The organism is Myxococcus sp. CA023 (assembly GCF_010998615.1).
In the GTDB taxonomy this organism is placed as follows: Bacteria; Myxococcota; Myxococcia; order Myxococcales; family Myxococcaceae; genus Myxococcus.
The window spans coordinates 67,553-86,230 of record NZ_JAAEAH010000036.1; the positions used below are offsets into that span (position 1 = coordinate 67,553).

Annotated in this window: 15 protein-coding genes; 5 read left to right on the plus strand and 10 right to left on the minus strand. The window is 69.1% G+C overall.

The window, feature by feature from the left end; translation table 11 throughout:
• Window positions 1–214: 214 nt before the first annotated feature.
• Window positions 215–682, minus strand: coding sequence for a helix-turn-helix domain-containing protein (locus F8M74_RS17470; protein WP_306441934.1), 468 nt, complete (start codon window positions 680–682; stop codon window positions 215–217).
• Window positions 683–1,228: 546 nt separating this feature from the next.
• Between F8M74_RS17470 and F8M74_RS17475 the strand changes: the two genes are divergently transcribed.
• Window positions 1,229–1,870 (plus strand): DUF2378 family protein, encoded by a 642-nt coding sequence (locus tag F8M74_RS17475; protein WP_163884466.1) that lies wholly within the window; start codon window positions 1,229–1,231, stop codon window positions 1,868–1,870.
• A gap of 88 nt (window positions 1,871–1,958) precedes the next feature.
• On the opposite strand, the gene F8M74_RS17480 is transcribed toward F8M74_RS17475, so the two are convergent.
• Window positions 1,959–3,113: a CARDB domain-containing protein gene (locus F8M74_RS17480; protein WP_141254246.1), complete on the minus strand. Its 1,155-nt coding sequence runs from the start codon at window positions 3,111–3,113 to the stop codon at window positions 1,959–1,961.
• A 443-nt stretch (window positions 3,114–3,556) separates the two neighbouring features.
• Between F8M74_RS17480 and F8M74_RS17485 the strand changes: the two genes are divergently transcribed.
• On the plus strand, window positions 3,557–3,925 hold the full coding sequence (locus F8M74_RS17485; RefSeq protein ID WP_141254248.1) for a response regulator: 369 nt from the start codon (window positions 3,557–3,559) through the stop codon (window positions 3,923–3,925).
• 5 nt (window positions 3,926–3,930) lie between these two features.
• Here F8M74_RS17485 and F8M74_RS17490 read toward each other — a convergent pair whose 3' ends face one another.
• Complete coding sequence (locus F8M74_RS17490; RefSeq protein ID WP_171410104.1) at window positions 3,931–6,330, minus strand: PAS domain S-box protein; 2,400 nt, start codon at window positions 6,328–6,330, stop codon at window positions 3,931–3,933.
• 227 nt (window positions 6,331–6,557) lie between these two features.
• Here F8M74_RS17490 and F8M74_RS17495 point away from each other — a divergent pair, with 227 nt between their 5' ends.
• The gene (locus F8M74_RS17495) at window positions 6,558–8,858 is read left to right on the plus strand and encodes a sensor histidine kinase (protein WP_141254252.1); all 2,301 of its coding nucleotides are present in this window, start codon (window positions 6,558–6,560) and stop codon (window positions 8,856–8,858) included.
• A gap of 12 nt (window positions 8,859–8,870) precedes the next feature.
• Here the strand turns inward: F8M74_RS17495 and F8M74_RS37855 are convergent, their stop codons facing one another.
• From F8M74_RS37855 to F8M74_RS17525, 6 genes are all read right to left on the minus strand, one after another.
• Window positions 8,871–9,086, minus strand: a complete 216-nt coding sequence (locus F8M74_RS37855; RefSeq protein ID WP_228559430.1) for a hypothetical protein — start codon at window positions 9,084–9,086, stop codon at window positions 8,871–8,873.
• Window positions 9,087–9,302: 216 nt separating this feature from the next.
• Window positions 9,303–9,617, minus strand: coding sequence for a hypothetical protein (locus F8M74_RS17505; protein ID WP_228559432.1), 315 nt, complete (start codon window positions 9,615–9,617; stop codon window positions 9,303–9,305).
• A 315-nt stretch (window positions 9,618–9,932) separates the two neighbouring features.
• On the minus strand, window positions 9,933–12,704 hold the full coding sequence (locus F8M74_RS17510; protein WP_216619673.1) for a bpX6 domain-containing protein: 2,772 nt from the start codon (window positions 12,702–12,704) through the stop codon (window positions 9,933–9,935).
• A complete protein-coding gene (locus F8M74_RS17515) occupies window positions 12,701–14,527 on the minus strand; it encodes a hypothetical protein (RefSeq protein ID WP_141254260.1) in 1,827 nt (608 codons plus the stop codon). The genes F8M74_RS17510 and F8M74_RS17515 overlap by 4 nt, the downstream gene beginning before the upstream one ends.
• Window positions 14,524–15,027 carry a hypothetical protein gene (locus tag F8M74_RS17520; RefSeq protein ID WP_141254261.1) on the minus strand — a complete coding sequence of 168 codons (504 nt, stop codon included), beginning with the start codon at window positions 15,025–15,027 and terminating at the stop codon, window positions 14,524–14,526. The genes F8M74_RS17515 and F8M74_RS17520 overlap by 4 nt, the downstream gene beginning before the upstream one ends.
• 121 nt (window positions 15,028–15,148) lie before the next feature.
• On the minus strand, window positions 15,149–16,330 hold the full coding sequence (locus F8M74_RS17525; RefSeq protein WP_171410098.1) for an AAA family ATPase: 1,182 nt from the start codon (window positions 16,328–16,330) through the stop codon (window positions 15,149–15,151).
• A gap of 204 nt (window positions 16,331–16,534) precedes the next feature.
• On the opposite strand from F8M74_RS17525, the gene F8M74_RS17530 reads away from it, so the two are divergent.
• Window positions 16,535–17,128, plus strand: coding sequence for a hypothetical protein (locus F8M74_RS17530; RefSeq protein ID WP_141254265.1), 594 nt, complete (start codon window positions 16,535–16,537; stop codon window positions 17,126–17,128).
• Between the two features lie 37 nt (window positions 17,129–17,165).
• The gene (locus F8M74_RS17535) at window positions 17,166–17,882 is read left to right on the plus strand and encodes a YqiA/YcfP family alpha/beta fold hydrolase (RefSeq protein ID WP_141254267.1); all 717 of its coding nucleotides are present in this window, start codon (window positions 17,166–17,168) and stop codon (window positions 17,880–17,882) included.
• Here F8M74_RS17535 and F8M74_RS37860 read toward each other — a convergent pair.
• Window positions 17,864–18,202: a hypothetical protein gene (locus tag F8M74_RS37860; protein ID WP_228559434.1), complete on the minus strand. Its 339-nt coding sequence runs from the start codon at window positions 18,200–18,202 to the stop codon at window positions 17,864–17,866. The two genes, F8M74_RS17535 and F8M74_RS37860, sit on opposite strands and share 19 nt — an antisense overlap.
• Between the last annotated feature and the right edge of the window lie 476 nt (window positions 18,203–18,678).

Here is an 18,678-nt window from a genome sequence, read left to right on the forward strand (position 1 = left end):
AGCGCCTCGGGGTGGACCCGCGCGGACCGCGTCAGCCCTGGGCGCGGCGCGTTGCCAGCCCTTCTCTCGACGCAATGACAACCACAGCCGTGGGTTCCCCAACATGCCCGGAGCCCCGGACGCGGCTGGCCGGCACGCACACCGTCACCGCCCTCTACACCTGGGAAGCGGCCACCTCCGGACGGTCCATGCCTCACCGTCCGGAGCCCGGCCCTCACCGCTCCGGCAGGATGGCGGCCGCGACCTGGTTCATCAGGTTGAGCTGGCTGCGCGACATGCGCCGCAGCGTTCGGAGCACCTTCCGCATCTCCGGCAACTGGTCCCTGTGCCCGGAGTCCCCTTCCCAGAGCGCGGCGCCGACACTGGCCGCCGTGGCGAGCCCCAGCCCGACGTCCGCCGACAACCGCAGTGCCAGACACAGCCGGAACAGGGTCGGCACGCTGGGCATCATCTTTCCCCGCTCCATGCGCCCATAGACTTCCGCGGCGATACCCACACGCTCCGCGACATCCGCCTGGGTGAGCCCCGCGAGCAGCCGCGCGCCTCGCGCCGCCTCGCCAACGTTCTCCGCCAGACGGCTCTCCAGTTGCTCGCGCGACTTCCGGGCGCGATCCGCCGGGCTTCGAGGCTGGGACCGGGGCCGCTTGCGGGGAGGAGCAGGACCTTCAAGGTGGGTCTTCACTGCGTCAACCTTGTGAGTACGGGCCAAGCTCACGCCCTGCCCGGGAACAGGTCGCGCTCGGTCACGAGTTTTCCTGCGACTTATAACCCGGCACGTCCTCAGGCGAAATACCGATATGGAGGGTAGTCCCCTGCCCCGCACCCTCAGCGAAAAGTGTCGTACCCGGCACCACACGTTCGCGCTCCGGATGCGCCGCCACGCACCAGGCAGACGTCCAGGCGTCAGCCCGCCTGGCCCGTACGGCACCGGGTCCGTCCGACCCTACTCACCATGTCTGTCATTGAGGGAGCGGCCAATCCCTCCACCGAAATTCGCGAACCAGGGTTGCCTCGCGAAACCACTCCATGCAATGTGCATCATTACGGCAACACTTCCGCGACCTGTCTGTGCAGCCTCCTGGACCGGAGGCCCGCGGCCGAACGCGTGAGTTTGGGCATGGGCGGCCAAGGCATTCGCCGCCCATGTGGGGGCCAGCATCCACCTTGGAGCACAGCACGTCTGGCTTCGGCCTGATGGCGCCCCCCTTTCTTCTGGAGTCCCCCCGCAATGGAATTGAGATTGACCTCGCACCAGGTGCGAGAACCCGCGCCACCGCAGCCCCTGGGACCGGATGCCTTGCGCGAGCTGCGTCAGCGCTGCGCGCTCGCCACCCCCGAGGACACCGCGCGCGGAATGTTCTTCCGGGGGGTCCTGGAGACGGTGCGGCGCGTGGGCGGCTCCGCCATGGAGCAGCTCTGCCGCCAGTCCCTGCCGGAGAAGCGCTACATCGACTTCTTCAGCTACCCCATCACCCAATTCCTGCCGCTGGCCTTCCAGGCCGCCGACCTGCTCTCCGAACATTGCGGGGGCCTGGCCGCCGCTCATCGCGTCATGGGCCAGAAGGCCGCGCATGACTTCCTGGAGTCCGTCGCGGGCCGCACCATGCTGATGCTCGCCTATGACGAGCCCCGGCTGCTGCTCGGACAGCTCCCCACCGGGTTCCTCGCGGCGGTGAGCTACGGCGAGCGGAGCATGGTGTGGACGGGGCCTCACAGCGGCCGCTTCGTCATGAAGCGGGACTTCATGCCCACCGCGTACCACGAGGGTGTCCTGCACGCCGCCCTGGAAGCCGTGGGCGCGCGCGACATCGGAGTGCAAGGGCGCGAGCTGGGCCTGCTCGACACGGAGTACGCGCTGTCCTGGCGCTAAAACGCAACAACGCCGGGGCCCAGTGCTCCGGGCCCCCGGCGGAGGAAAGGCCCCGCCCCGCTGCAAGTGGGGCGGGGCGGCGCTTCGACTACAGCAGCGAGCAGAGCAGCCCGGGGGAGCGCGAACCGGAGGGGCAGTTATCGCCCTGGCAGTACACGACGCCCGAATCGATGGCGGGGTTGGCCAGCAGCGCGGGCACCTTCACGTTGCAGGTGCCGATGGCGCTATTGCCGGACGCGTCCTGCACGGAGTACGTGAAGTTGTAGACCCGGCCGTTGCCCAGCAGGGCCGCCTCGGCGCGAACCATCGCGGACTTGCGGTCCGGGCTCAGCTTGATGTCATCACACGCCAGCAGCCGGAGCAGGGACAGGGCGTCGTTTGACTCGTCGGAGGTGACGCGAATGATGCTGGCCGACGCGCCCAGGTCGAGCTCGCCGCCGCAGTTGTCGACGGCCGGCATCGCGCAGTCAGACAGAGGCACCAGCACGTAGTCGGAGCCCAGGACCGGCTGGAGCACCAGGCCGCGGTTGGCGCCCGGCGTGGGGGCGCTGACGTCGACGACGGTCACGTTCGCCGAGCACGTGCTGGTGGCCACGCCGTCGGAGACCACGAGCTGCGCGCTCGTAGTGCCCAGCCCATAGGGGCCCGCGGGCGACTGCTCCACGGAGAACGGCCCCGGGAAGCCGTCTGGATCGAACGAGCCGTTGTCGATGCTGGCGCTACCCTGACAGGCCGCGTCCGCAGGGACGGTGATGTTCTGGCAGCTGGCCACCGGCTGCTGGTTGGTGGCACAGGGAATCTCGAAACCGATGGAGGCGAAGTTGTTGTCCTCGTCGTCCTCCGGATAGGTGCCGTCCTCGTCCGCGACGACCACCACCTTCGTGGTGCCCTCCGGCACCGTGTACGACAGCGAGAAGGGGAAGGTCTCACCACCCACCAGCCAGGGGACGCTGATGGTGCCCAGCCGCACGCCGCCAGCGCCCGGCGTCCCCGCGTACACCGCCGCGGTGGAGTTCCCGATGCCCGTGGGCCGCTCGTTCTTGATGGCCGCGGAGAGCGTCAGCGCCGTTGCCGCGCACGAGGCGGACAGGTCCACCACGCTCAGGTCCAGACCCGTCCCCTTCGCCTCCTGACGTTGGACCTCCATGTCGATGTTTGCCGGGCTCTGCTCGGGAAGCGTGCCCTCACAGCCAGTCAGAAGAAACAACGCCGTCAACGTCGAGACGCCATGATTCCGTGTCATGTCTGGTTCCTGGCATGCCGGGAGCACGCCTGTTCTGCAGGGGGAAATGCCTCTCAACGAGGCAACTCTTCTATGTCGATTCGTTTCCCCGGATACCACGGACTCCCAGTGCATGTGGAGACAATTATTTTCACCAGCCTGTATGAAGTCCGCGCTCCCACCGGGGTGATTGACGACACCTCACCTTGACTCTTGATAATCCAGACATGGAGCGATGCATGTCTGACACCCCTGGGTGTCATTATCGACGATGAAAACACACATCCCAAGACAGGCGCCGTGTATCCACGGCCCCATGAGTCAACCCAGACACATCCAGGAATAAGCTGACATCACAGTCAATCCCCGCATCGTGTCGCGGTGGACACCCGGGACGTCCACGGGCGGACGCATCACCCTGGGGCCCTGGCGGACATTGGACTTCAGTACAAGGCTACGGCCTCATGTCCACGCCCAACCTCGTCCTCCTCGTGGAAGACCACGCCGACAGCCGGGAGCTGTTGGAGGAGTTCCTCACCCTGGAGGGCTTCACCGTGGAGACGGCGGGCAACGGACTGTCCGCCTGGGAGCGCCTGAGCCGCCCGCCCCTGCCGGCTGCCGTCCTCCTGGACCTGATGATGCCGGTGATGAGCGGCTGGGAGCTGATGCGCCACGTGCGCGAGGACGCGCGGCTGAGCACCCTGCCGGTGGTGGTGGTCTCCGGGGCGGGAAGCTCCCAACCCCTGCCGGAGGGAATCCGGGCCACGGTGCCCAAGCCCGTGGATTTATTCGAGCTGCGCGCCACCCTGGAGCGGGTGGTGAGCCCCGGCTGAGCGCGTCAGTCCCTCGGCAGGCGGGGCAGCGTCACCCGGACGGTGGTGCCCGCCTGGGCGGTGGAGGTCACCTCGATACGTCCGCCGTGGCCCTTCACCACCTGCTCGACGATGTAGAGCCCCAGCCCCAGCCCACTGCTGCTCGCTCCGCCGACACCCGCCATGGCGCCGCGCCGGAAAGGGTCGAAGAGCCGGGGGAGCATCTCCGGGGAGATGGGCTCGCCGGGGTTCTGGACTTCCAGCACCACGAAGTCGCCATCGTCATACAACTTGAAGGACACGGGCGCGTCCGCGGGGCTGTATTGGAGCGCGTTGCCCCCCAGGTTGCTGACCACCTGGAGCAGCCGGTCCCCGTCCCACTCCCCTTCGTAGCGTCCCGGCTCCACCCGGAACGCCAGCTGGCGCTCGGGCCAGGCCGCCTCCAATTCATCCACCCCCAGCCGGACCACGGCCCGCAAATCACCGGCCGTGCGTTGGATGGGAATGCCGCCGCCCAGCCGCCCGCGCGTGAAGTCGAGCAGCTCTGAAATCATGCGTTTCATCCGGTCGCCGGAGCGGGCGATGCGCGTCACCGACCGGCGCTCGCGCTCCGGAAGCGCCTCGCTGTGCAACAACTGCGTCGCGGACAGCTGGATGGCATTGAGCGGATTGCGCAGGTCATGACTGACAATGGCGATGAGCCGCTCGCCGAAGCGGGCCGCCTGCAACGAGGCCTCCTGGGCGCGCCGCCGTTCGGAGACATCCACCATGGTGGCCACCGCCGCGACGATGGTTCCCTCCCGGTCCAGGATGGGCGCGCTGGAGAGCAGCACGGCGATGTTCTGACCATCCTCGCGGGGGATGAGCATCTCCTCGCCCTGCACCACCTCGCCGTGGCGCAGGCTGCGCGTCAGCGGCAGTTCCTCCATGGCGTAGGGCCGCCCATCCGGGTGCAGCGAGACGCCATTGTCCGCCATGTAGTCCTGCATCGACGTGGAGGGATGGAAGGGCCTGCCGGTGATGACCTCCACCTGCCGGCTGGCCATCACCAACCGGCCGGACGGTGCGTCCGCGATGAACACGCCCGCGGGCATCTGGTCCAGCACCGACGCCAGCCGCGCGCGCTCGGCCTCGATGGCGCCCAGCAGCCGCTGCCGGTCCATCTCCATGGCGCGGCGCTGGGTGATGTCCACCACGGTGGCCACCCGCTGCTCCACGCGGCCGGCCTCATCCTTGAAAGCCGTGACGTGCGTGAAGGCGGGGAAGCGGGTGCCATCCTTTCGCATGTGCAGTGATTCATATTCGTGCGACGGCTTGGAGTTCGCCGCCGCGACGTGCCGAGGCAACACGCCGCGCGCTTCCGGCGCATAGGTGTCCTCCAGCCGCCGTCCCGTCAACTCCTCCGGCGAGTAGCCATGCATGCGAGCGAAGGCGGGGTTCACCTCGCGCAGCCGCTCCTCGGTCGCGTCCACCACCGCCACGCCCACGCCCAGCCGCTTGAAGACCTGCGCCCACCGCCGCAGGCCCGCTTCACTCTCCCGGAGGCGCTCCAGGGACGCCTCCGCCACGGCGCGCGCCTCGCGCTCGCGGGCATGCGCCTGGGCCTGCAACAGCAGCGCGGTGGTACGCGCCGCCATGGCCCGGAAGAGGAACTGGTCCTCTTCCGACAGTTCATGGGTGGCGCGGCTGCCCATCAGCACCACGCCCATCAACTGCTCTCCCAAGAGCAACGGCACACCGAACAACGCGGACAGGTCCGCATCGCGCAAGGACGGCTCGCTCACCCGGCTGTCCGTGCGCGCCGCGCGCACCAGCAGCGGCTGCCGCGTGGCCGCGATGGTGCCTGTGAAGCCCTCCCCCATGCGCACCACGTCCCCCACGGCCATCCCCGTGCCCACCACGCTCTCCACCCGCAGGACGTCCTCTTCCAGCAGCAGGACGGCCGCCACGTCCACCACGGCCACGGTCTCTCGCAGGACCTGGAGGAGGCTCGGCAACAGCTCCGCGGCGTCGGCGCTGCCCAGGGCCGCGGTGCTGATGCGGTCCAGCGCCTGCAACGTGCGCTCGCGCGCCAGCGAGTAGCGGCTGACGGAGGCCGCCATCGCCTCATCCATGGCCTCGTGGAAGACGAGCTCCGCCTCCGGGCGGTGGGTGGCGTTCTCCCGGGACATCCACAAGCGCAGCACGCACGCGCGCAGCAGCCGGTACTCCGTCACCACCTGCCGCAGGTCGAAGCCTTCCCCCAGCCGCTCGATGGCATGCCGGTCCGGAATATCCCCCAGGCCATCCCCCACGCCGCCGGGCGAGCCGCGGCGCATCAGCGAGGCGACGACCTCCAGCAGCCGGGGCAACCCGTCTCGCAGCGCGAGCCTTGGCAGCGCCTGTGCCGCGGGGATGCGGCGCACCTCCACCTCCCACGCGGACATGATGGATTCCCGCTGCTGTAGAAGAAACTCGGCCAGGAGGATGGGCACAATCTCGTGGATGTAGGCGTCAGCGCGGCCGACGACAACAGCAATGCGCTCCGAGTGCCCGACAGCGGAAATGTCCGAAAGCGTGCAGCCACCTCGCACGTCCGGAGTGCGTGTCACGGACACTCCTTGAAAAGAGCGCTGGAGGCAGCCAGGGGCGGCGCTGTTAGGGTCGCTTCGACATGAGCGGGCGCGCACGGTTTGCCTGGGCGCTGGTGGTGGGGCTGTTGGGCCATGCGCTCAACCGATTTCCCGTGGAGGTCATCCCAGGCATCGACATCCTGCTGGGCTTCTTCCTCATCATCCCTGCGGCCCCGCTGCTGGGGCCCTGGTGCGCGGGGCTCGCGGCCGGCATCGCCACGTCCACCACCGTCCAACTGTGGGGCCACCCCTGGAGCATGCTGGGTTCGATGATGGAAGGGGTCGTCCTGGGCGCGCTGGCCCGGCGCTACTGGCCCCTTCAGGCGGACGGGCTCTTCTGGCTGGGAGGCATCCCCTACCTCATCATCGTCAGCCATCGCCTGGGCGTGGACGTCACGGCGGCGAGCACGCTCGCCATTGCCGTCAAGCAGGCGCTCAACAGCCTGGTGCCGGCGCTGCTGACGCAGGTGGTGCTGATGACGCCCATGGCGCGCGCGCGGCTGTGGCCCCTGCTGACGCCCGCGCTGCGCACCTTCACCTTGTCGTCGGCGGTGGGCTCGGCGCTGCTGCTGGCGCTGGTGCTGCCGTTGCTGATGGTGGGAACGCTGGAGGGCCGGGCCCGCTATGCCGCCGAGCGGAGGCGGATGGATGACCAGGGCCTCTCCACCGCCCACCTGCTGGCGGAGACGGTGGACGCGGAGTTGTCCACCGCCCAATCCCAGACCGCCTTGCTGGCGAGCATCGTCATGAATTGGTGGGAGCGCGAAGGGGAGCGTCCACCCCAGCCGCAGTTGGAGGAGCTGCTGCGGGACTGGATGTATCACTCCGCGTTCGCGCTCAACTGCAGCATCGGGGACAGCGACGGCAGCCTGGTGGCCATCTGGCCGCCGCTGGGCGTGGCGGCCCAACCGGTGGCGGGCTCCAACTTCGCCGACCGCTCCTACTTCCGGGACGTCCGCAGCAAGCGCGCCCCCGTGGTGAGTGGCGTGTTCGCGGGCCGGACCACGGTGTCGGGTCCCGTCATGGTCGCCGTCGCGCCGTTGCTGAGGCAGCAGCGCTTCGAAGGCTTCACGTTGGTGGCCATCAACCTGCCTCGGATGCGAGCAGTGGCGCAGGAGCGTCTGGCTCCGGGTCAGCGCGCGCTGCTGGTGGACCCGGACGGCAACGTGGCCTTCGACACTGACGCCACGCCCGGGCCGGAGCCACAGTCCCTGAAGGGCACCGCGTTGGGAGAGCTGCTGTCGACGCTGCCCGCCACGGGCACCCGCACCTACGACATGGAGCCCCAGGCCCCCCCGTTGCGGCGGGCCCTGGGGGCGCGGCACCTGGCCACCGCGACGCTGCTCCAACCGGGTTGGCGTGTCCTGGTGGAGCATCCGATGCGCGACATGGACTTCAGCGTCATCGGCACCTACAGCGCGCTGCTGGCCACGCTGGCACTGGCGCTGGTGCTGGCCATCCCCGTCACCCGCCTGCTGACGCGCATGATTTCCAGACCGGTGGAAGCCGTGTCCCAGGCCGCCGGCCGCATGGCCGCGGGCGAACGCGACGTGCGCGCCTTCGGAACGCGCCACCGCGAAGGCGCCATCGAGGTGGAGAAGCTGGGCCTGGCCTTCGACGAGATGGCGGCCCGGCTCCAGCGGCACCTGGAGGAAGTGGAGCGCGTCAGCCAGGCCAAGGCGGCCTTCTTCTCCATCGCCAGCCATGAGCTGAAGACGCCCCTGGCCACCCTCAAGCTGCGCTTGCAGCGGCTGCGTCCGGACACCGTGCGCCAGCAGGACCTGGTCCTCATGGACCGGCAGGTGGACCGGCTGGCGCGGCTGGCCAACCAACTGCTGGATGTGTCCGAGCTGGCCAGCGGTCGGCTGTCACTGGCGCAGGTGCCCCTGGAGCTGTCCGCGCTGGTGCGACGGGTGTCGGAGCGGCGCGCGGCGTCCGCGCCCCAGCACCAACTGAAGCTGAGCCTGGAGCACGTGGATGGTTGGTGGGATGAGCCCCGGCTGGAGCAGGTCGTCTACAACCTGGTGGACAACGCCATCCGCTACAGCCCGGAGGGCGGACCGGTGGAGGTGGTGCTCCGGCGAGAGGACGGTGACGCGCTGCTGGAGGTGAAGGACCGGGGCGTGGGCCTGGGGCCGCGCGGGGGCGAGGAGCTCTTCAGCCGGGCGCTTCGCGGCAGCACGCTGTCCACCATCAGCCGCGTGGAGGGCCTGGGCGTGGGATTGTATTTGAGCCGTGAAATCATCACCCGCCATGGCGGCAGCATCCGCCTGGCCGCCCGCGAGGGCGGCGGCACCTGCGCCATGGTCCGCCTGCCCCGGAACGACCCGCGCGAGGCGTGACGTGCACACCATTCATGGGTCGACGGGTGGCACGTCGGGCCAGGACTGCGGCAAGGAGGGCGCGGCCACGTGTGTCAGCCGTAACAAGCCGCGCCCCAGGTCGAGCTGGTAGCGGACGCGAAAACCCGAGTCGAGCACCACCAACCCACCCTGGTCCGACATCAAAGGCCCGTCGAGCGGAAGGCCCGCGGCGAGCGCCCCCAGCTCACACTGGAGTTTCTCTCGCACCGGAGTCGGACATCCTGCCAGGGTCCGGAGTGCCCGGGGAGCGAGCTGAAGTCGAAGGGCCATGGTCGTTTCAGACTGACGAGCCGTGACGATGACGACAAGCTGTACCGGAAGTGCCTATTTGACGTCGGCTTCCAGCCCCATGAGGGGACCACCCCTCACTTCGCTGTGGAGTGCCAGACACCCAAGACAGTGAAGGCGCCGCCTGGGCCGAGATTACCGCTGCCGCGCGAGGATACGCCGCCCTTCGACATCGATGGCGTAGGTCGCTTCCATGTCCATGATGATGTTCTGCTTTTCACAGACATCCGGGCGCAATGTCACACGGACGAATGTCACGCCGTCGGGGCCCGGGGAGGCAATCACTTCGTACGATTCACGCCGGTAGAGACAGCGCTCCACGTCGGTCGCGCCGTCGTGGGGCTTCACGTCCAGGGGCAGAAAGTCGTCGAGCGCAAGCTGCATGGCCGTCACCAGCGCTCCTGTGAGCGTCGTCCGCGTCTCCGCCGGAAGGTCGAGCGGGAACTCCACCCGCGCCGCTTCCTCAGGAGACGCGTGCGGTGGGCGATACGGACGCTGGAAGAGCGTACATGCGGGCAACAGCAGGCACAGGGCAAGGAGGCGTCCGCGCTTCAAGATGTCTCCAGGTCGACGAGGCTGGTCCATGGCTACCCATCCATCCAGGTCACGATGCCCGCGGCCTTGTGCTCGGGGCGGAGCTGGCGGGCACGGAGCTCCCCCTGGCCTCCACCTGGTTGATGGCGCTCCCCGGGACGCCCCCCTCGCTCCTGGTGACGGTGGACGGCGTGCAGGTGGAGCTGGAAGTGGATGACGCACGGCGACGGCTCAAGGCACCGGGAAGTGCCGGACCTCACCGCTCTCCAAATCCAGCCACACGCCCCGGCCACCCGCGTCGAATGCCAGCAAGACGCTGTCCGTGAGCCGCACCCTCGGGCGGGCATTCCCTTCGAACGTCAACACGGCGCGGGAAAATCCGCGCCTGTCTGTCAACTGAAGCTGCCAATCCGGCCCCAAATCCATCAACTCCAAAAACCATTCCCTCGAGAGAAAGATGCCCTTGAGCGTCTCGTGGTCGCACTCCGTCCGAACCCGATTGCGAAGTGACACGGGCTGCACCCAAGCCAGCGAGCTCCTCAGATGATTCCATCCGCGTGCCACATCCTCGGGGTTGGAGGGATATTCCATGCACAGGACAGCAGCCTCACCGTCCGGGACCACGGACTGATGCCAGCTCACCATTCTCGGGTCCGACACCTCTGGAGGCAGCTCCGAACGGTCGCGCAATGTGGGCCCGTCCGCGAGCGTATACGTCCACCGCTCCTGTGCTCCGACGATGAAACTCATGTGTGTGGCATCCGCCGCAATGGAAAACGCACGGCTGGCAAGTTCCGGGACTCGCCAGAGCGCGCGGCAATCAGCGGCGAGCGCATCCACCATCATCACCATGTTTTCAGAGGTCACGAACCAGACATTGCCGTCGTAGCTGGGGGACCAGTCCGTCAATGACATATCGACCCAGGGGCTGCACCTGCGTGCGACCAGGTCCAGCCGGGACAGGCGCCACACCTCGTCCCGCCGCGCGAGTGCCAGGACCCGGTCCCCATGGATGGAAGGCACCAGGTGGAAGGCCGGCACGTCGAAGTGCGCCACCGTCCGGCCGTCCTCGCGAACCAGCCGCGCCCCCGCTTCCCCCAGTGCGTACAGCAGCCGGCCGTCTGGCAGCACCACCACGTCATGAAGCGTGAAGGTCCCCGCTTCTGAGGCCCGCACCGTGATGTCGATGCGCGGCCGTGCATGGGTATCGCGCCACGCGGGGTGGGTATTGTCGGCCAGCGACGGCAGGTCCGTGTGCAAGGTGCCGTCGGGCGCGTCGCCCAACAAGCGCTTGATGAGGCTCTGGTCCGAGGTGAAGCGGGCATTGCCCGCCGCCCGGTCCCGAAGCAACGCACGCAGCGTGGGCACCACCAGCGCGGTGCGGTTGGCGGAAGGAGGCTCTTCCACGAGCGCCAGTCCAAAGACGAAGCGCTCGGACGCGCGTTCCGGCGCGTCGTCGTCGAGCAACTCACGCACCCGCGCACCCGCCACCGTCAGCCCATCCGCGAACGCCGTGGCCCACATCGCCAGCAGCCGAGCGCCCGTCGCGCCACCACTCGCCACGCCCCGCTCCAGCCATTCGCGCGCCGGGGCACGATTCTTCGCCACCGGCCACACCACCTGAACGGCGCGCGCGTAGTCGCCGGCCTCGGCGAGCGTCTCCGCCCACAGCAGGCGGAGCGCAAGGGCCTCCGGTGGATTCGAACGCTCCAGCCGCGCCACCGCGTCCCCGAAGGCCCCACTGCGTCGGGCGATGGCGACGGCGCGCGCTACGTCCCGAGCCAGGAACCACTGACGCACCACGAGCCCCGGAGCCAGCTTGCGCCCCTCGGCCAGCTCCGCCGCCAGCTTGAAGCGCCCATGCCGCTCCAGGAAGGACACGGCTTCCTCGACGGCGCCCAGCAGCTCCGCGAGGACGAACGCGGCTTCGTCGATGCGCCCCTCGCGCTCGAAGCGACGGAAGGCCTCGCGGTAGCGCTGCTGGAGCGCGGAGTAGAGCTCAGCTCCTCCCCCGAACACGGCCCCCGCCGCTCCCCGCGCCTCCGTCTGGAGGGTGAGTTGCGCACGAGGCCCTGGCAGCCCCAAGGCCTCGCGTGCGTTCTCGCTCAGCTCCTTGCCCAGTGGAATGGCGTGCCGCAGTGCCTCGTCGAGGTTGCCCTCCTCGAACATGTCGAAGAGGCGGCGCACGTACTCCGCCTTCCGCTGCCGCGCCCACGCGCCGAGCAGGGTGTTGCGCCTCATCCAGTCGGACAGCCAGCTCCAGGGACTCGGGCCCTGTAGTGATCCGGGGGCCACCGCTCCCAAGAGCGCGGCCCCAAGCCGCGCCAGCCATCCTGGCCAGCCACGCCCGGACTCGCCGCCTCCGCGCACTGGCGCGCCCTGACGGGAGAACTTCTCGCGCAGCCGTGCCCACCATCCCGGGCGGCGCGCCCCAGCGGAGATGGGAGCGCGGCGCCCCTCCATGCGAGCGAGCATTTCCTGTGCTTCAGCAGACGACTCGGGCACGCCGGGACCGAAGCGTTCGCGCGACGGCGGAGGCACAGGCTCCAGCACGGGCACGGGGGGCGGCGGCGCGCCCAGCGTCTCCGGGGCTCGGAGCGTCCACGCGGACACATCGAGCCATGTCGACACATCCACCCGCGGCATCGCACCGACAGAGAACACCAGGGACCGTCCCCTGAGGACCAGCAACGCCGCGCCGTCATGGAGACTCGGGTTCCGACGCTCCGCTGGAGACAAGGGCGCCGAGGAGAGGACGCCGTACTCCCGAGTGAGCGGCAGCCCCAGCGCGGCTTCGCACACCACCGTGCGTGGCGCGGACATCTCCACAAGATATCCACCCGCCACGGCGTGAACGGACATGCCGGGCGTCCACACCGCCAGGATCCGGCGGCGAGCCTCCGCCTCACCGAGCAGGGCCGGATCGAGCCAGAAAGCCGAGGCCCGGACCGTGCTCCGATGCACCTGCTGCCGGGGCCGTAGCCCCGCACGTGCAGTGCTCATCCCCCGCCCCCCGTATGAATACGGCACAGCACCGCTTCATGCTCCAGGTGGTACAGCACCAGCTCGCCTTCCGTCGTCAGCCACCCGAGCACAGGCACCGCATGGCTGGCCTCCGCGTGGACCACGTCAGCGGCGGCTACCGCCAGCTTGAACTGGTGCTGGAGCCCCACGTTCCAGAAGGTTCGCTGGTCCGGGTCGAGCGCCAACAGTCCGGCCTCTCCTTTCGCCTGCGGACAGACCCCGAGGCCCACGGCTCGCAATCCCGAGCGCAGCGTCACGAATTGCACCGAGTCCCGATGGTGTAAACACCACATGCCTGGGATTTTGTTCACCGCGAGCAACCCAGCATCCGGATGCCCCGAATGGTGCGATGCACCGAACCAGAGGGTGTCGCCCCTCGAGTCCTGCAGGCGAACCTGGCGCACCTCCTTCGCACTCACGATGCCCAGCCGCATGCTACTCGCAGCCCCCCCATTTTCGTCGCGCGTCACGACGATGCTGGAGCCCTTCACGTGAGCGGCGGCGATGACCCGCTGAGCCACCTGGGCGGAGACCACGCGGCGGGAGGAGGCGTCCTCCTCGAAGAAATAGAGCCTGTCGTCCAGGCCGGACAGGAGCACGCACTCCCGATTGAATGCATCGAGATACGTCGTCAGCCGGCCGGGGGGCTGTCCACGAGCAGGATTGGGTGGATGCGCCTGCGTATCGCGCAGCGCCCAGGGGAACACCTTGGGCCCACGAGTCCTCGACTGATGTTGCAGTTGCCCCCGGAAGGCATAGGCATAGGCGCCCTGCCGCCGCATCAGCACGAGCAGCCCCCCCTGCCGCCGCCAACCCGCGCCCAGGAAGGTCTCATCACTCCGAGGCATCATCCGCTGGGGCCGAGCGAGGGTGGCGCGAGGAGAATTGGGCAGCGCCATGGCGCCGACGCCGCCCCCTTCGTAGAAGAGCATCAACCGGCGGCCATCCGCGGAGAAGGCAAACCCCGACACCCGCGAGTGCTGGACTGTCTTCACGGGCGCGGCGACGCGCGCGCGGAACGGGTCTCTCAACAGACGCACGCTGTCATCCGGAGACGGCAGGTCGAGCAACACGGAGCGCGGCGCGCGCGCGGCGGGATGCACCCCCACCGCGAGCTGGCGAACCTCGGGCGCCAGGACTTCGGAGACCTCGATGCGCGAGAGCGTCTCCGCCCCCACGAGCCGGGACAGGCGAGAAGACCCCACCAGCCAGGCGTCCGCCGTCCGCGCGCCGAGCTCGAGTGCCTCACACCAGGCCGAGAGCCGCTCAGCCGAGGGCGGCACGGTGTCACGCGCGTTCAACCACGCGCCCAGCGTGGCGGGCGTCACTTCCGTGAACCAGCCACGCCGCGGGTCTGCCTGAAGCACGCCCCATGCGAACGTGGCGCCCGCGGCCTCCGCCCTGCGCGCCATGACGATGAGCAACGCGAGGTGCGCGATGCGCGGAGCGCCAAGCTGGTCTGGTCCCGCATCAAGCAACATCACCGTGCGATGCGCGCGCTGAGGCTGGCGAAACGAGGGCTTGAGATAGGACAGCTCTCCAAAGGCGGCACGGCGCACCAGTTCGTCAGGTGCCTCCATGGCCCACAGCCATTCACTCACCAGCAGCCGGTCGAAGGAGCCTCTTCGCGACAGGCCGTCATACCCTTGAGGCTCACCGCCCTCCCTCTCCGAGGGCGCCCGCAGCGGCCCTAGCGCCACGGACAACCGGGCAACCAGCGGGCCCAGGTTCAGCGCCACCTCCAGCGGGAACTTCGCGAGGATCGACGCCCAGGGGCGTAACGCATGAGGCAACGTGCTCACGGCGTGTCCCCCGACGTCCCCGTGTCCAGCCAGGCCTGAAGCGTGACACGCGACACGGGCCGCGCGGCGTCCATGCGGACGAGACACCTGGACGCGGGCAGCACCGCCAACTTCGCTCCCCCCGCGTGCGCATGCACCACGAACGCACGCTCCAGCAACGAAGCCGCCACATCTGGCGCCAACGCACAGGGAAGCAACAGCGAGGGCGCCGCGGCATCCCGCCCCAGGTACACGGCGCCGTCGACCCATGGCAGCGACGCCGAGGCCCCGAGGAGCACCAGGAGGCCCCGCCCCGCGACGCCTTCCCAACTGGCAAGGCGTGCGTCGTCCTCCGCGAGCACCCGGCGAGCGAGCGCCACCGCCACGGGTCCTTCTCCTGCCACGGCGAGCGGCTCCAGCGGCTCGGCGCGCGAACGCCACCGCACCGGCAGGCGAGCGGCGTCTTCGCCGCGCGTCTCCAGCGCGTCCCCCGTCCGCGAGTCTCTTCCCGTTGCGCTCACGGCGCGTCAGCCACCGCACCCCGGCCACGAGGCGGCGCCTCCGGAAACCGATGCGCGGAGCCTCCAGGCTCGCGGGCCTGCGTCCAGGCAGTGGCGGAGACAGCGCGGGAACCCTGCGCGCTCACACCGCCACCTCCGCTTCGGATGACTCGAGCCCTGAAGCGCCGTAGGCGAGCACACCCGCCACCTCCGCGCGAAGCACCTTCAAGTCATCGGGAAGCGACTCGGGAGCGAAGCCCGCGTCCATCTCTCGCGCCACGCCCTCCAGCTTGAGCCGCCACGCGGCGAACGCTTCGCCATGGCCATCCACGGGCCGCTCCGCCAGCAGCGCCTGCCCCGCGGAAGCGATGCGCCGCGCCCGCGCCAGGGGGCCAGCGCTGGCCTCCAGCGCCGCCGCCGGCAGGGCCGGGTTCTCCGTCCCGGCGAGCACGTCCCGCAGCACGTCCCGAGCGAGCGCCTGGGCCTCCTTCGTCGGCACGGCATACACGAGCGGCCACAGGTCCGCGGTCCCTGGCGTGCGCCGGCCCGCGAGCGCCGCGGCGGCTGCGATGAGCTTCTGGACCTTCACCGCGCGGCGGTCGGACAAGGCCACGCCTGCGGCGCGCAACGTGCGCAGCGCATGGGCCAGGTGGGGGCGTACCCCGGAGAGGTCCGCCTCACGCGCGGCCTGGGCGACCACGTCCAGGGACTCCAGCGAGGTGACATGCGCGTCCGCGTCCCCCCACAGTGAAGCGCCGCCCGCGAGCAACTCCTCCAGCCGCGGGTCTGGCACGGGCTCGACGAAGATGCGTGCGAGGAACCGGTCCGCGAAGGCAGCCAGCGACTCGTCTTCCGGCAAGGCATTGGAGGCGCCCACGCAGACGCGCAGGGGGCAGCGCATCCGGGTGTGGCCGCGCCGGAAGGTGCGCTCATTGAGGAGGCCCAGCAGCGTATTCAGGATGGCGGTGGAGCCAAGGAACACCTCATCGAGGAAGGCGACCTCGGCCTCGGGCAGCATGCCCTGGGTCTCCGTTTCGACGATGCCCTCGCGCAGCTTGCGCAGGTCCACGGGGCCGAAGAGCTCGGAGGGCTCGGTGAAGCGGCCCAGGAGGTACTCGAAATACGAGCCGCCCAGGACGCGTGCGGTGCGCCGCACGGCCTCGCTCTTCGCGGTGCCCGGCGGACCGATGACGAGCAGGTGCTCCCCCGCCACGGCGGAGAGCGCGACGAGCTCCACCATCGCCTCGCGTTCGACCAGGCCCCGGCCCGCACTGGAGAGTGCGTCACGAACAGCGGAGGCGGCGGATTCGAAGGAGATGGACATGGAACACCACCCTAACTTCCGGACTTGCCCTCCGGAAGCACATGCAGGTCCCCACCCCACCCTCCATTCCGACAGGCCGGCAGTAGTTGGACTGTCCGCAGGGATGCGCATCGCCACACCGAGGCGCGCGCGTCCGCCTGATTTCATGACACGCAGCGGCACTCGGAGTCCCCCACGGCGACCTCCAGGCATAGACTGCAACGCATGAGAAAGCAGTCGATGTGGGTGGCGGTGGTGGGCGTGCTGTGTGTAGGAACGGACGCGGTGGCGGCAGGCTGGAATGGCTATGCATCGCTGGGCGCCGGCATCACCCTGGACCATTTGAGCAACTTCCGCACGAAGGGCCCGGCGCTGCACGGATACCTGGGCCTGGAGACCCCACCCGGGCTGTCGGTGGGCCTGCTGGCGGAAATCTCCGAGACGTGGGGCCAGCAGTTCCCGGACGCGATGCGACCGGGGCAGTTGGAGCGCGCGCAGCTCGACTACCGGGCAGTGGGCATCGAGGCGCGGCTGCGCTTCTTCCAGGACAAGCCCATCACGCCGTGGGTGGGCGCGCGGCTGTCGAAGAGCTGGGGGAGCACCTTCACGCCGGACGACGTGGGCACCTGGCTGCGGCAGAACATCGACACCACGAGCATGGCCTTCCGGGTGGGCGTGGACGGCTGGTTCAGCGACCGTTGGGGCGTGTCCGTCTCCACGGGCTTCCAGTTCTGTGACGTGAAGCTGACGTCCAACGCGCTCAACCAGTGCGCCAAGCTCATGCAGTCGGTGATTGCCGGGCCGGTGTTGCGCATCTGAAGCCACGGCCCCGCGCGCCCGTTAGAGTGGGCCTGTCATGAGCACTTCGACGACATCGCCTTCTGCCGTGGGTCCTCGCTGGCTGTACCTGCACGGCTTCGCCTCGGGTCCGGATTCAAAGAAGGGTGTGGCCGTGGCCCGGCACTACGCGGACCAGGGCATTCCGGTGGAGCGGTTGAACCTCCGCGTCCCCTCCATGGAGCAGCTGAGCCTGAGCGTCATGCTGGACACGGTGCTGGCCGCGATGGGCGGGCCCGAGGAGCGGGTGGTGCTCATCGGCTCCAGCCTGGGAGGCCTCACGGCGGCCCGGGTGGCGGAGCAGGACGCCCGCGTGTGTGCGCTGGTGCTGCTGGCGCCCGCCTTCCGCGTCGTCCCGCAGCTGCGCCGGAGAATGGGGGACGCGGCGTGGCAGCATTGGCAGACGTCGGGCTGGATTGAGACGGACGACTTCACGACGCAGCGCAAGGTGCGCATCCATTCGGGCTTCATCGCCGACGCGGAGGCAGTGGACGCCCGCACGGGTGGCTGGCCCGACGTGCGCGTCCCGACGCTCATCATCCACGGCCGTCAGGATGACACCTGTGACGTCCAAAACTCGCGCCAGTGGGCGGAGGGCAAGCGCCACGTCCGGCTGGTGGAGGTGGACGATGGTCACGAGCTCACCGCGTCACTGCCGCGGATCCTGGAGGAGACGGAGGTGTTCCTCCGGCCCTGGGGCGCCCGGGGTCCTCGCGCTCAAAGTTCGATGCCGTAAGCGGCAGCCTCCTGCTGCATGAAGCGGAGGATGTCGGGCGGCGTGTCGCTGTCCAACGTCAGACCCGTGCGCCGGCCGTCCACGGTGAATTCGAACGTCGTCACCTGCCGGCCATGTGCGAAGGGAGGAGGGGCGCTGCGATCCTCCTTGAATTCGTCCAGCCGGCTCACGGCGATGAGCAACGTCGTGAGCCGATGGGCGTTGGCCGCGTTCACGTCGGATAGGAACGAGCCGTTGCGCTTGAAACGGGCATCCCCGAAGACCTCAAGCCAGAAGTGCCGTGTATTGGGCATGCCCGGTGACTTCTGGAGCCTGAGCACGAGCGAGTCCTCGTGATCTGCTCCCCAATTTTCGGACCTGTTGAAGAGAGAGAGTCCTCGCGTTCACGAGGAGCGACTGGCGCGGCTGATGCCACCCACGACGTCGTGGGCGTTTCAACCCACGCTCCCCGAGTTCATGCGGAGCGACGGTAGTCAGTTCTACCTGCTCCATCCAAGCAAGCTTTCAACCCACGCTCCTCGCGTTAACAAGGAGCGACGACGTCAGGGCGACGCGGAGAGCTCCGCGGAGACGTTTCAACCCACGCTCCTCGTGAACGCGAGGAGCGACCGCTCGCCGCCCGCATCACGCGGGTACGCGGGGTTTCAACCCACGCTCCTCGCGTTCACGAGGAGCGACTGAAGCCCGACAACTCCTTCATGTCGAGCGACATGTTTCAACCCACGCTCCTCGCGTTCACGAGGAGCGACCAGCGCGTCGTAGACGGGCTCGCGCTTCTGCGTGTTTCAACCCACGC